Below are 13,918 nucleotides of genomic sequence, written 5' to 3'. Positions count from 1 at the left end.
GATCTGCTCTTCGCTGAACCGGCTCTTCTTCATCGTCCGTCTCCTCATCGACGGACCCTAGCTTCAGAACGAGGGCAGGCCAGGGGGCAAGGTCACAGACATTTCGGCGGACTCAGCGGCCGCACCGGTAACCGGTTGGTGAGGCGAATCGAGGGAGCCCGAAAGATCGCGAGAGCGGACACGAGCAATGGTCCAAGCCACTCGATACCGTGGCTTCCGAGTGCGGCAGGAAGCGAAGGCCCACATGCCCAGTGTTACAGGTATGCATCCTTGCTGCCCGACCAGCGAGGGTCATCCATACGTCAGATCACTGTGCCGCAATGCTATCTGCTCCGTCTCCGCTGCCAACCTCCAGCGGCATCCACCCGCTGGCATCCTCGAGGAGGTGCCGTAATGCTGGAGCATCTCCATCGGACTGGCGATTGGCTCGACGTCCGACCTCTCCCGGCTCGTACAGGAAGATGCCCTTGTCGAGGCGCTGGGGCTTGTCCTCACGCAGTTCGCGCTTCGCCCTTCGTAGCTGCTTCGCGACCTTCTCGAGAGCCCTCCGGAATGCGGCGTAAGCGTTCCTGTGATCAGCCTCGCCGCTCATCATCGGCAGTGCCCCCATCTGGAGGTTGACGGTACATCTATATCCACCCCCTTCCCTATTGAAATGCACTGCCGCTATGTTGAGGTTGCCAATGTACTTACTTGCAACCTGCATGATGCCAGCACGCGCATAATCCGGCAGAACGCTGCCCAAGTCGACGTTTGAGCTTTGCACGAGAATATTGCAGCTAGAGCGCTGAAGCCTCATTAAGCCCTCCGTGTATTATTGAATACTTGATTGTTAGAACTTTTCGCCACTTTGCTGGTTCCTCGTCTGGCCGCCGATCACATGCAGCCGTGAAGCCTTCGGCCTCCCCTTCGAACGTCGGTGGTCGGTAGGTCGTCGCGACCGTGCACGATTACTTCCTGCAAGCGCCGCATCCTTATCGCTGCACGCGATCCAATCTTTCGAAGGTAGCGTCCCGACACTTGGGTCGGCGCCCAACGCTCCGCTTGCTCCTGGGCATGTCGGTCCGCCCCCCACGCGATCGCGAGACGTTCCCGCCCAGCCCCGCGACGGCGCGTTCTTCGCCGTGACTGAGAACGGGATTCTCCCTGCGGAATTCTGGACGAGGGCTGCCTGCCTCTCTGGGGCTTCTCGTTCCGGGAGACGGTGCATCGCTCCGGCTATGGGCTGCCGATCCGGGCTGCCAACCCGCTGTGTTGCGATGCCCCGAAACTTTACTGCTTGCTCTCGCACTCCGCGCGGCCAACGATCCCCAGGTCGGTAGTGGAAATGGTCCGTCCCGTGCCTCCTGCGGAGCGGTATCCACTGGCTGTGTCGGGTAGCGAAGAAGCAACAGGAACGGCACGGGAGCCATCAGGACCAAGAGACCCGAGCTCATCACGTTGGTCAGCACGAACCAAGTCAACATGGCAGCCTCCCTCTCCCGAACAGGAAGCGTGCCGCCGCCTCGGTCCAGCGAGCGACGCGTGTCGAGCGAACCTCTGCCGCGAGGGTGGGCCAGAACTCTGCCACCGCGAGAGAGAAGGTGATCAGCCCAACGAGATGGAAGAGCCAGGACAACGGCGAGGCTTCGTTCATCCCCAGAGCCCAGGGCGCGAGCGCGACCATGGCGCCCACCACCATCCTCCCTTTTACCTTCCACTCACGCGGATGCAGGAGAGACGACAGGCTGAGGCGCAGGAGAAGCGCGCCCCCAGAAGCCGCGCAGGCCGCAACTTGGGTCGACTCGCCCAAGGCGGTCAGCCAAGGCGAAGCGAGCAGCACCGCGCCAAGCGTGCCGGTGACCAAGTACGAGATTGTTCTATAATTGTGGTTTGCTCTTTCCAGCATCTGACCCTCCTTCCCAGAAGCAAAGATCAGGAAAAAACCTCGGACCGATAACTGAGGCCCCAACGGCGGCCTCTACGAACACAGGCAACCCACAGGATACCGCTCGCCTTCCGTCCGGGCGGCGATATGTTTCATGCCCTCCTGCAACAGCGGAACGGCAGCCTCCAGAGCACTCGGCTCTGGCCACTATGTCTCCCCAAGCCTCAGGAGCGCGCCCTCAAGCTCGTTGAGCCAGAGCCGCACACGCGCGTAACGCAGCAAGCGCAGGTCAGTTCCGAGGCGCGCCGAAGGAACTTGCGCGTTCAATCGGCGGATCTTTCGGAACCGAGAAATGGTACGGCCACTGCCTTATCGCGGTCTGCCGGCCTACCTCCTGTCCACTCCAGAGATGTGCCGCTGATCGCCATCAACACGAACAGGGCAATGACGCGGTCATTCAACAGGCAACCTAGCAAGCCTCGTCGCCAAGCGCAGATCTCTGCTTGCGCAGCAGACGTCAGTCGTGTTCACGATCAAGCTGCGAAGGTTCGAACGTCGCCGGCTTTCCAAGACCTTGATGAGCGTTTAGCGCGTGAGCTTGTACAATGTCTCGTTCGGTCCGCACGGCGCGTGGGCCGACCCGGTCGCGCGCCTTCATTAGTTTCGCTCGCTGCAGCAGGCCGCCATCGCGATGTTGCACGACGCCACCATTGCGCAAACTCGCCAACGGATCGTTCGCGCAACTGATCTCAGTCTGCAGGAACTGCTCGCAGCGAAGTCGTAGCCGGCCCGTTACCAAGTCAAATTGACGGCGCTGCCGAAGACCGCAGCTGGTCCTTCGCTACGAGGCCACGCCTGGTCCTAGCCGCTGCGGGTGGTTAGGGTTGAACTCAGCCAAGACGTTCAGCTCTGCAAGTCCAGGTTCCCAGATGAGGGCTCCCCCTTTCATCAGGGAACAACCGCGCAGGCTCATCAAGGTCCGCTTCAGGTGAACGGGGCTCATACCCGTCGCGTGGTGTCAGGATGTAATTTGAGAAAGGGTGGCGAGTTGCAGGCGCGGATCGCTGCCTTCGCATAACACTACAACCATGTTCTAGCTCACGAGATCCTGGGCGGATCCCTCCCGCCGACGTCTACCTTGCCCGTGGCGCGGCCACCCGGCGTGAGGTGGCGCGGATCAAGAACTTGACCCTTATGAATCGCCGCCTGCGCCACCACGCGCAGGCGGCCTAACCTCTCACTCCAGATGGGCCCGAGCCTCCGTTCCCTAGCGCCCCGAATCGCCTCGCATCATCTGACGACGGACAATCGCGGATGGACTTCCTCACGCTGCCGTAGCGTGGACCGGCCCGAAGGCGACGCGCTCGGCGCTCGCGCGCTCAAAGGCTTGCATAACGTGGGTGAAGGAGCGCTCGACGGCGGAGGTCGCCGCGCAGGCATCCGGGCGCAGCACCAGCGCCAACATCGAGCGCCCGGTGACGTCGTAATCGGCACCGGCCTGAATGGAGGCGGCCACTTGGCTCTCGGGCAGGTTGGTGTCGACAAGCGCACCGCCCGGATCTCGGGATCGTCGGTCGGGCCCTCGACGCCGTAATTGTAGGACAGGTTGTGGCCGTGCCCGTCGCGGTTGCCCTCGCCGTTCGCCTCGTTGTGCTTCTCGTTGTAGGAGACCGTGTCGTTGAGCGTGAAGCCGTCATGCGCAGTGACGAAGTTCACCGAAGCCCACGGCTTGCGCCCGCGCTTGTTGAACTTGTCCGCCGAGGCCGTGATGCGCGAGGCGAGCCCCGGCAGCAGTCCGGCATCGCCCTTCCAGTAGCCGCGCACGTCGTCGCGGAACCGGTCGTTCCACTCGGCCCAGCCCGGCGGGAAGCCGCCGACCTGATAACCGCCGGGGCCGCAATCCCACGGCTCGGCGATGAGCTTGACGTCGTTAAGCACCGGGTCCTGGCGGCAGGTGTCGAGGAAGCCGCCGCCCTCGTCGAAGCCGTAGGGCTCGCGGCCGAGGATGGTGGCGAGATCGAAGCGGAAGCCGTCGACCCGCATCTCGGTCGCCCAGTAGCGCAGGCTGTCGGTGACGAGCTGCAGCACGCGGGGATGGGAGAGGTTGAAGGTGTTCCCGTGCCGGTGTCGTTGATGTAGTAGCGCGGCTGGCTCGGCAGCAGCCGGTAGTAGGACGCGTTGTCGACGCCTTTGAAGGAGAGCGTCGGACCCTTTTCGTTGCCCTCCGCCGTGTGGTTGTAGACCACGTCGAGGATCACCTCGAGGCCGGCGCCGTGCATCCGCGCCACCATCTCCTTGAACTCGGAGGAGGCGAAGTCGGGCACCGCGGCGTAGCGCTGAGCGGGGGTGAAGAACGAGATGGTGTTGTAGCCCCAGTAGTTGATCAGTCCCTTCTGCTGCAGGTAATCGTCCTGCACGAAGGAATGGACCGGCAAGAGTTCGACCGAGGTGATGCCGAAGCTCTTGATGTAGTCGAGCACCGCCGGGTGCCCCATGCCGGCATAGGTGCCGCGCAGCTTCTCCGGCACCGCCGGATGCAGCTTGGTGAAGCCCTTGACGTGGGTCTCGTAGACGATGGTGTGTTCCCACGGCACGTCAGGCTTGGCGTCGCGGCCCTAGGTGAAGGCCGGGTCGATCACTCTGCTGCGGCGGGTGTAGGAAGCGGAATCGCGCCCGTCGAAGGTGAGGTCGTCCCCGGTCTCCATCTTGTAGCCGAATAGGGCCGGGTTCCACTCGATGGTGCCCACGAGGCCCTTGGCGTAGGGGTCGATCAGCAGCTTGTTGGGGTTGAAGCGGTGGCCGGCCTCCGGCTCGTAGGGGCCGTGGACGCGATAGCCGTAGATCGTGCCCGTGACCTGACCGGCTGGCTTTGGACCGGGCTGATTGAGAGGATCAGCCGGGACCGAAGGAGTTGGAGATGCGGCGAGGTCAGAAGACGCGCGCGGAGCAGGTGTGATGCGACGATCACGCCGGCTGCAGGCCTTGTTGGATTCGGCCGGCTGTATAGATTCGAGTTGCATGTCAGCGCACAGTTCTGCCGAACGCTACGTCGGCGGAGTACGCATGGCCGAAGGCCCCCACCTTCGCGGAGGAGGCACGTGGCGCTTCGGGGATGTCTCCGCCGTGCGACCCCAGAATGCCTGGATCGTTTTGCCCGAACTTGCCGAGGAGGTAGTGATGACGGACAGCGTGACGCGTGCCGAAGCCGCAGCGATGCTGGGTGCGGCAGACGAGCAGACACTCGTCGACGTGATTGCCACCGGCGCAACCAAGGCCGAAGTTGCCGAGGCCGTGGCCTGGGTGGCGAATGATGAGGCCATGTTGAACGAGGGGCGGCCCCTGCCCACCGGCCGCGTCCTCCAGGTCCTTGCCATCTTGACGCAGCACGAGGAAGAGGAAGCTACCGAACTCTGAAGCGATACCGGTGGTACCTGGGCCTTGAACCGGCGCACACAACCCGCTCCCTTGTTTGCTGCCCCTCATCGAAGGATCATCACGACCGCCCATCAGCGCGTGAGCTACCGAGCAGCTTCAAATGACCAGTGGTGGTGTGACGGGTTGATCCTGAAGTGCGCCTGGTAATCGGCTCACATTGCTAGTCTAGCTTGAGAAGGCCTTCGTCTAGAGCGTGATCCGAGCGGGTTGAATCGTCTGGGGTTTTGGCACGGACGGGGATGTGATTCGATAAGTGGCCTTCCGATGAGGAGAGCCGAATGCCGTCTGCCCTGTCCGCCGATCTGCGTGAGCGGGTCGTCACGGCTATCGAAGCAGGAGCCTCGCGCCGGGAGGCGGCGCGGCGCTTCGAGGTCAGCCCAGCCAGCGCGGTGCGCTGGCACGAGAGCTTTGTGCAGGAGGGGCGGACACAGGCCAAGCCGATGGGCGGCGATCAGCGCTCACACGCCGTCGAGGCGCAGGCCGAGTTGATCCGACAGAGCTACGAGGCACAGCCCGGAATATTCCTGCACGAACTGCGCGACCGTCTGGCCGAGCGTGGCCTGCGGGTCGGGGTGAGCAGCCTGTCACGCTTCTTCAAGCGCCACGGCATCACGCGAAAAAAACACCGGCCACGCGGCCGAGCAGGATTGGGAGGACGTGAAGGATGCCCGCTTGGCCTGGTTCGAGAGGCAACTCGATCTCGATCCGGACCGGCTCGTGTTCCTCGACGAGACCGCAACCGACACGAAGATGGGGCGGCGAGCGGTGCCGCGTCGCCGTCCCCTTTGGTCATTGGAAAACCATCACCGTCACGGCCGGCCTACGCGCCAACGGCCTGATGGTCACCGCCCTTTTCGACGGGCCGATGACCGGAGCCCGCTTCCGCGGCTATGTCGAGGAGACCCTGGTCCCGGCCCTGAAGCGCGGCGACACAGTCGTGCTCGACAACCTGCCCGCCCACAAGGTCGGCGGCATCCGCGAGCGCATTGAGGCGGCCGGCGCGCGGCTGCTCTACCTGCCGGCCTACTCACCCGACTTCAATCCGATCGAACTCGTCTTCGCCAAGCTCAAGGCGATTTTGCGCGCTGACGCAGCCCGCACGGTCAGCGAACTCTGGGACACCATCAAGCGCGCATTCAGGCGCTTCTCAACGGCCGAGTGCCGCAACTATCTCGCGGCCGCAGGCTACGACGCCTATGATCCAACCTGATCGGATGCCGCTCTAGGTTTGGCGAAGGCGGTCGGACAGCTCCGGTGGGACTCTCGGTCTCTTTCCCGCAGCAAAGCGTTGGCGAACAGACTGTCCGACATGCCGATTTAACGGACCGTAGCTACCCGCACCGTGCCCGACCTCTGGGACGCCATACGGCTCGCCTTCACCCGCTTCACTCCAGACGAGTGCCGCAACTGCCTCGCCGCCGTCGGCTACGACAACGACTTGGGCGTCGCTACGTAAGCGGGAACGGCTCTAGGCGAGACGCCTCGGCCGTATCTTGGCTGTCGTCTCCCTGCCTGACCTAAACCCAGCCGCTCCTGTCAGTCACACCCGACGCAGATGCCCTTCATGATGATGCTGTCCGCGCGGATCGTCGAAGCCTCGTTTTTCCGGCGTGGTTGAGAGCCGACGCTTCCCGTGGTGACCGGATCGAAAGCGTTCGCCCGGGACACTGCCTTGGCCGAGGATGCCGTGGAGCGCATGGCTATCGTCGAGTGCGAACCGCCGGCAGTTGCGGTCCCGGAATTCGCGTGTGCCAGAGGCGCCACTGTGAGCATATGCCCAGCAACGGCAACAGCAATCAAAAATACTCGTCCGGTCATCGCAGCCTCCAATGGAATTTTACAAGCAGAGGTAAGATGAGTTCGGGACGTTCTGATGGCAAGGTCTCAAAGTCGTGCATATGCCATTCGGATAAAGCCTGACCGGACTGCTGCCGACGCCATGAGGGGAGCTATGCGGGAGATTGGGTGACGACGGTGTGTTGAAGGCGGCGTATCGAGGCGGGTGTCGAAGCCTGCCAGAACCTCTCAGCGAGAGCGATACGCCATGGAGACACCTACCAACATCGTCCGGCTTCGTCAGCCCGAAGACCTCGACGATCCCCTGACCGAGGTGCTGCGCGCCGGGGCCCGCCGCCTGCTCGCCCAAGCTGTTGAGATGGAGGCGGACGCGTTCCTGAGCGCGATGCAGGATCTGCGGCTTCCGGACGGACGCGCGCGGCTGGTGCGGCACGGCCATGGCCCGGAGCGGGCGATCCAGACCGGCATCGGCCCGGTGCCGGTGGCGCGGGTTCGTGTCCGAGATCGCGGCGCGAGCGGATCTGAGGACCGGGTTCGGTTCACCTCGACGCTCCTGCCGAAGTGGGCGCGGCGCACCCGCAGCCTGGATGCGTTACTGCCGGTCCTGTACCTACGCGGTGTCTCGACCGGCGACTTCCAGGAGGCGCTGGCCGCCCTTCTGGGTCGGGATGCTCCGAACCTCTCGCCGGCCGTCATTGCCCGGCTGACCGCGGCCTGGGCGGACGAGTATGCCCGCTGGCAGGGCCGCGATCTCTCCGCACGCCGCTACGTCTATGTCTGGGCCGACGGCGTCTACCTGCAGGCCCGGATGGAGGACCAGGCCGAGTGCATGCTCGTGCTGATCGGGGCGACGCCCGAGGGCCGGAAAGAACTCGTCGGCTTCCAGGTGGGCGTGCGCGAGAGCGCCCAGAGCTGGCGCGAGCTGCTCGTCGACGTGAAGCGGCGTGGGCTGTCGATCGCGCCCGAGATCGCGGTCGGCGACGGCGCACTCGGCTTCTGGCAGGCCCTGGACGAGGTCTTTCCGGGCACCGCTCACCAACGGTGTTGGGTTCACAAAGCGGCCAACGTCCTCGACAAGGTGCCGAAGTCCGTTCAGGGCGCGATGAAGGTGGATCTGCGTGAGATCCACGGTGCGCCGACCCGGGCGGCGGCCGAGGCGGCGCTGGCTGTCTTCGTCGAGAAGTACGGGGCCAAGTACCCGCGCGCCGCCACCTGCCTGACCAAGGACCGGGAGGCGCTGCTGGCGTTCTACGACTTCCCGGCCGAGCACTGGGACCACCTGCGCAGCTCGAACCCGATCGAGAGCGTGTTCGCCACGGTGCGGCATCGGACCGTGCGGACCAAAGGTGCACTCTCGGCCACGACCGCCAAGCTGATGGTGTTCAAGCTGGTGATGGCAGCCTCGAAAACCTGGCGACGGTTGAAGGGCGAAAACCAGTTGCCGAAGGTCGTGGCCGGCGTCATCTTCCGCGACGGGACCGAGGTCACCGCGAGCCCAGATCACCGCGCCGCCTGACCGCCTCCGTCACCTAAAATCCTGCATAGCTCCCATGAGGGTGGATTGGATGCGGTGCCGGCAACACCAAGCCTCAGGTTTCCACGTTCTTCGGGCGCACATCTTCGGAGCGTCCAGTGCCCCTTCCAGTCTCCCAGAGGCTCACACGTGAGGTGACGTACATGCCGTCCGTTCGATGGCCACGGAGTGGTACACCTTTCCCTGATCGCGCCGGGAGCCCACCGAGTCGTGGCTCCCGGCCGATCTGTTCGTCATGCCGCCACGGCCGTCGGCGCCTCCTCTTCGGGGTCTCGAGATCCGATCATCAGACCTGCGGGGCCGACCCGGATCGGCACCGTCTCGCCGTCGTGGATCACCCCTGAGAGGATCGCTTCGGCAAGCGGGTCCTGCACGTTCTTCTGGATCACCCGCTTCAGAGGCCGCGCCCCGTAGGCCGGGTCGTAGCCCTTGTCGGCGAGCCAGGTGCGGGCCTCGTCGTCCACGTCGATGGTGATCTTTCGATCCTCCAGGAGCTTGGCGAGACGTCCGAGCTGGATATCGACGATCGCTCCCATCTCCGAGCGCGCGAGGCGGTGGAACAGGATGATCTCGTCGACCCGGTTCAGGAATTCGGGCCGGAAGTGTCCCCGCACCACGCCCATCACCTCGTCGCGCACCGCGTTGGTATCCTGGCCGGCCGGCTGGTTCACCAGATACTCGGCGCCCAGGTTCGAGGTCATGATGAGCAGCGTGTTGCGGAAATCGACCGTCCGGCCCTGCCCGTCCGTCAGGCGCCCGTCATCGAGCACCTGCAGGAGGACGTTGAACACGTCCGGATGCGCCTTCTCCACCTCGTCGAACAGCACGACCTGATAGGGCCGACGCCGCACGGCCTCGGTCAGCGCACCGCCCTCCTCGTAGCCGACATAGCCCGGAGGGGCGCCGATGAGGCGGGCGACCGCGTGCTTCTCCATGTACTCGGACATGTCGATGCGGACCAACGCCGTGTCGTCGTCGAACAGGAAGCCGGCGAGCGCCTTGGTCAGCTCGGTCTTGCCGACGCCTGTCGGACCGAGGAACATGAACGAGCCGATCGGCCGGTTCGGGTCCTGCAGGCCGGCGCGCGCCCGGCGCACCGCGGTCGAGACCGCCTCCACCGCCTCGCGCTGGCCGACGACGCGCTTAGCGAGCGCCTCCTCCATCGCGAGCAGTTTTTCGCGCTCACCCTCCAGCATCTTGTCGACCGGAACGCCGGTCCAGCGGGAGACGACGCCCGCGATGTGCTGCGGGGTCACCGCCTCCTCGACCATGCCGTCGCGGGCGACCGCGCTCTCCGCGGCGGCCTCGATCTCGGCGAGCTGCTTCTCCAGGCCGGGGATCACGCCGTAGGCGAGTTCGCCCGCGCGCTGGTACTGGCCCTGGCGCTGAGCCGCGGCGAGATCGTTCCTCGCCTCGTCGAGCTTCTTCTTCAGCTCGGCGGCGGCGCCCAGCTTGTCCTTCTCGGCCTTCCAGCGCGCCGTGATGGTGGCGGACTGCTCCTCGAGATCGGCGAGTTCCTTTTCCAGACGCTGGAGGCGGTCGCGGGAGGCGGAATCCGTCTCCTTCTTCAGCGCCTCGCCCTCGATCTTCAGGCGCACGATCTCGCGGTCGACATTGTCGAGCTCCTCGGGCTTCGAATCGACCTGCATGCGCAGGCGCGAACCGGCCTCGTCGACAAGGTCGATCGCCTTGTCGGGCAGGAAGCGGTCGGTGATGTAGCGGTTCGACAGCGTCGCCGCCGCGACGAGCGCGCTATCCTGGATGCGCACGCCGTGGTGCTGCTCGTACTTCTCCTTGATGCCGCGCAGGATCGACACCGTGTCCTCGACGGTGGGCTCGGACACGAAGACCGGCTGGAAGCGGCGGGCGAGCGCGGCGTCCTTCTCGACATGCTTGCGGTACTCGTCGAGCGTGGTCGCACCGACGCAGTGCAGCTCGCCGCGGGCGAGCGCGGGCTTCAGCAGGTTCGAGGCGTCCATGGCCCCATCCGCCTTTCCGGCGCCGACCAGCGTGTGCATCTCGTCGATGAACAGGATGATCTGACCTTCCGCCGCAGTGACCTCGGAGAGCACGCCTTTCAGGCGCTCCTCGAATTCACCGCGATACTTCGCGCCCGCGATCAACGCGCCCATGTCGAGCGCCAGCAGGTTCTTCTCTTTCAAGGATTCCGGCACGTCGCCGTTGACGATGCGCAGGGCCAGACCCTCGACGATGGCGGTCTTGCCGACGCCGGGCTCGCCGATCAGCACGGGGTTGTTCTTGGTGCGCCGCGATAGAACCTGGATCGTGCGGCGGATCTCCTCGTCGCGGCCGATCACCGGATCGAGCTTACCCTCGCGGGCGGCCTCGGTGAGGTCGCGGGCATATTTCTTCAGCGCGTCGTAGGCGTTCTCGGCGCTCGCGTTGTCGGCGGTGCGACCCTTGCGGAGCGCATTGATCGCCGCGTTGAGCGAAGCCGCGGTGACGCCTGCCGCGGTCAGGATGCGGCCAGCCTCCCCATCCTTCTCGACGGCGAAGGCGAGTAGCAGGCGCTCGACGGTGACATAGGAATCGCCCGCCTTCTCGGCGGCCTGCTCGGCAGTGTCGAACAGGCGCACGAGTTCGCGCGTCGCCTGCGGCTGCGCGGCATTGCCCGAGACCTTCGGTTGCTTGGCGATCCACTGCTCGACCTGCGCATGCGCGACCCGCGACTGACCGCCGGCCCGGTCGATGAGACCGGCGCAGAGCCCTTCGGGATCGTCGAGCAGGACTTTCAAAAGGTGGCCGGGTGCGAGCTGCGGGTTGCCCTCGCGGACGGCGAGATTCTGCGCAGCCTGAACGAAGCCTCTGGCGCGCTCGGTATACTTCTCAAAATTCATGTATAGACCTCCGTCAGAACTCGCGCCCTCCAGGAGGCGCGCTCGAGCCGAAGAAGACCATCGAAAGCCGTATCGGTGCCCTCGAAGCTGACATCTTTCAGATCGCCAGCTACCCTGATTTGGAGTCGCTCCTCGCGCCCGCAAGAGGTTTGCACAATTCTCGAGGGTCTAATGCGCGAACTCCGAGTGGGGGAATTCCAGCACAAATCTCGTGCCCGGCTGCGCATCTTGCCACTCGGCACGGCCGCCGAGCTGGCGAACCAGGCTGACGATCAGCTTCAAACCGAGGCTTTTGGATCTTGCAGTTTCGAAACCTGCTGGCAAGCCCATACCTCTGTCACATACTTCTAGCCGAAGGCAGTTTTGCTGGAGCCGTCTCACTGAGAGCCTCACCTCGCCGGCGCCGCCGGGATAGGCGTACTTGATCGCGTTCGTCACCAACTCGTTGACGATGAGTCCCAGCGACACGGCCTGATCCGTGTTGACCGTGGTCGGCTCGACCTCGCAGGCGATCGTGTGGTTCGGCCCTGTCGATGCACGGAGTTGCACGCAGAGTTCCTGCAGGAACTCCGCCAAATCGAGATTCTCGACCTCGTTCCTCCGCCAGAGCTGGTCATGCACTTTCGCGATGGTCAGCACCCGTGCCTGTGCGTCCAAAAGGGCCGCGCGTAGAGCGGGGTCGATTGCGGTGCCCCCCTGCATGCTCAGTAGCCCTGCAACCACAGCGAGACTGTTCTTGACCCGGTGGCTGATCTCGCGCGTGAGCACCTCCTGGTGCGCCAACGCCTGCTGCAAACGGGCCTCGCTTTGGCGCAGGGCTTCCTCGGTGCGTTGTCGGTCGATGGCACCGCCGAGCAGGTTGGCGATGCCTTGTAGAAAAGCAGTGTCGGCTTCGGTGAACCGCCCCTCGGTCGGGCTGTCCACCTCGAGTACACCGAAGGGCACGCCGTCGGCATGGATGATGACGTTGATAGCTCGCTTGATGCCATGCTCCGCCAGCGTCTCGGTCGTACGGAAGCGGCTCTCGCTTTCGAGGTGGTTCGAGATCACCGGTTTCCCGGTCTGGAAGGCATATCCAGACGGGCTTCCGCTGTCGGCTCCCGTTCGCGCGCTGCCCACGAGGCCAGGCTTCCAGCCGACGCCGGCCTGCACGACGAATTGATGCTCGTCGGGGATGTATTCCATGATCTTGCAGAACCGGCTCTGGAGCCCTTGCGCGCATAATCGGGTCGCCTCTTGAAGCAGGGCGTCGATGTTACGTGCCTGCAGAGCATAAAGTCCGAACTGGGCTGCGAGCTGTTGCTGGCGGAGCCGATAGGCCAGCTCCTCGGCAGGGTCATCGCCCTGCTCCGGCGGCGCGGCAGGAGCGTTCGGTTCGTTTCGGCTCATATCAGCTTATCCCTCGAGCTCCGCCGGAAGTTTGGCAGCTTTGCACCCCGCTTTTCATTCTTTCAGCTCCGCTATACAAGTGGGAGGTCTCTTACATGCAGGCGGAACAAATCTGCTAAAGGACAGGGGATATTCAGGATCATAGCTATTTCTTGCTCTGCTTCCGGCATAGTTGATGCTACAGCTTGGAAAGCGACAGGATTGTTCAAGTACCCGAAGGCTTCCACGTTGTTTGTCCGAGTGCGACAGCGTTAATCGCATCCCGCGGGAACGCTCCGCGCAATCTGCGAAATGCGGCAAGTGCGGCAAAGCGCTATTTTCTGGCAAACCGACCGAGATCGGCGGCGAGCGCTTCCGGCGTCACATCGAGCAAAACGATGTCCCCCTCGTCCTGGATTTCTGGGCCTCCTGGTGTGGGCCTTGCAGGGCAATGGCCCCTGCATTCGACCAAGTCGCGAACAAGATCGAGCCAAAGGCACGGTTCCTGAAAGCCGATGTCGATGCGGAACCACAGTTGACAGCGGAGTTCGGGATCCAGGGAGTTCCCGCCTTGTTCGTGTTCAAAAACGGCCGCGTGGCAGCACGGCAGACTGCGGCGATGGATTTTACGTCCCTCGCGCGTTGGGTGGAGCAGGCGTCCCACTGAAGGGCGGCTGGCAGGAGTTTGCACGGCCGATTTTGGTGTACTTCTGGTCCTTCGTCGTCGCCCTGCTGATCTTCAGCCCCGGCGGCGCCTTCACCATCTACGAGGGGGGTGAGAAGATTCGCCACCCCGAGCCGATCCGCGACGCCAGGGTGAACTTCACCGTCCTTGGGTTCGCCGTCCTGTTCGAGCGCTACTCGATTGGCGTGGCGTGGCGGGAGAGTTGACCAGGTGTAGAGCGTGATCATGCCGTTCTCGCCGCCTCGCGAATATCCCACACGTCCCGAGGCACCGCGCAACAGCTTCCGAATGCAGGCACGAAAATGTCCGACGTGCCCCGGAACCGGCCCGCACGTGCTGCGTTACGCGCGTGCGAGGCTCTGAATGGGCTCGCA

At 64.2% G+C, this 13,918-nt stretch carries 8 protein-coding genes and 4 pseudogenes; 7 read left to right on the top strand and 5 right to left on the bottom strand.

Annotated elements, in window-relative coordinates:
- Positions 1-307: 307 nt before the first annotated feature.
- Together HNR01_RS26995 and HNR01_RS26990 are read right to left on the bottom strand one after the other, a co-directional pair.
- Positions 308-799, bottom strand: a complete 492-nt coding sequence (locus tag HNR01_RS26995) for an HPF/RaiA family ribosome-associated protein (protein WP_012455586.1) — start codon at positions 797-799, stop codon at positions 308-310.
- 660 nt (positions 800-1,459) lie between these two features.
- Positions 1,460-1,888 (bottom strand): SPW repeat domain-containing protein, encoded by a 429-nt coding sequence (locus HNR01_RS26990; RefSeq protein WP_012455585.1) that lies wholly within the window; start codon positions 1,886-1,888, stop codon positions 1,460-1,462.
- Between the two features lie 1,024 nt (positions 1,889-2,912).
- Between HNR01_RS26990 and HNR01_RS27815 the strand changes: the two are divergent.
- Positions 2,913-3,100 (top strand): annotated as a pseudogene (locus HNR01_RS27815) (IS3 family transposase); the annotation flags it as partial.
- A gap of 309 nt (positions 3,101-3,409) precedes the next feature.
- On the opposite strand, the pseudogene glgX reads toward HNR01_RS27815, so the two are convergent.
- Positions 3,410-4,716: pseudogene (glgX, locus tag HNR01_RS26985) on the bottom strand (glycogen debranching protein GlgX); the annotation flags it as partial.
- Positions 4,717-4,930: 214 nt separating this feature from the next.
- Here glgX and HNR01_RS26980 point away from each other — a divergent pair.
- The 4 genes and pseudogenes from HNR01_RS26980 (at position 4,931) to HNR01_RS26965 (ending at position 8,615) form a co-directional block, all read left to right on the top strand.
- Complete coding sequence (locus HNR01_RS26980; RefSeq protein WP_017487484.1) at positions 4,931-5,281, top strand: hypothetical protein; 351 nt, start codon at positions 4,931-4,933, stop codon at positions 5,279-5,281.
- Between the two features lie 299 nt (positions 5,282-5,580).
- Positions 5,581-6,512, top strand: a pseudogene (locus HNR01_RS26975) (IS630 family transposase).
- A gap of 111 nt (positions 6,513-6,623) precedes the next feature.
- Positions 6,624-6,758, top strand: a pseudogene (locus HNR01_RS26970) (IS630 family transposase); the annotation flags it as partial.
- Between the two features lie 588 nt (positions 6,759-7,346).
- Positions 7,347-8,615 (top strand): IS256-like element ISMex3 family transposase, encoded by a 1,269-nt coding sequence (locus tag HNR01_RS26965; RefSeq protein WP_009867550.1) that lies wholly within the window; start codon positions 7,347-7,349, stop codon positions 8,613-8,615.
- A 251-nt stretch (positions 8,616-8,866) separates the two neighbouring features.
- On the opposite strand, the gene clpB is transcribed toward HNR01_RS26965, so the two are convergent.
- Entirely contained in the window at positions 8,867-11,491 is a 2,625-nt protein-coding gene (gene clpB / locus HNR01_RS26960; protein WP_012455583.1) for an ATP-dependent chaperone ClpB, read from the bottom strand.
- Positions 11,492-11,659: 168 nt separating this feature from the next.
- Positions 11,660-12,880: a sensor histidine kinase gene (locus HNR01_RS26955; protein WP_012455582.1), complete on the bottom strand. Its 1,221-nt coding sequence runs from the start codon at positions 12,878-12,880 to the stop codon at positions 11,660-11,662.
- 232 nt (positions 12,881-13,112) lie between these two features.
- Here HNR01_RS26955 and trxC point away from each other — a divergent pair, with 232 nt between their 5' ends.
- Together trxC and HNR01_RS26945 are read left to right on the top strand one after the other, a co-directional pair.
- Positions 13,113-13,526 (top strand): thioredoxin TrxC, encoded by a 414-nt coding sequence (gene trxC / locus HNR01_RS26950; protein WP_026105999.1) that lies wholly within the window; start codon positions 13,113-13,115, stop codon positions 13,524-13,526.
- Positions 13,527-13,561: 35 nt separating this feature from the next.
- Complete coding sequence (locus HNR01_RS26945; RefSeq protein WP_183670993.1) at positions 13,562-13,750, top strand: cation diffusion facilitator family transporter; 189 nt, start codon at positions 13,562-13,564, stop codon at positions 13,748-13,750.
- Positions 13,751-13,918 lie beyond the last annotated feature (168 nt).

Origin of the sequence: Methylorubrum rhodesianum, assembly GCF_014199985.1 — a bacterium.
GTDB lineage: Bacteria > Pseudomonadota > Alphaproteobacteria > Rhizobiales > Beijerinckiaceae > Methylobacterium > Methylobacterium rhodesianum.
This window is presented reverse-complemented; position numbering and strand designations above follow the sequence as displayed.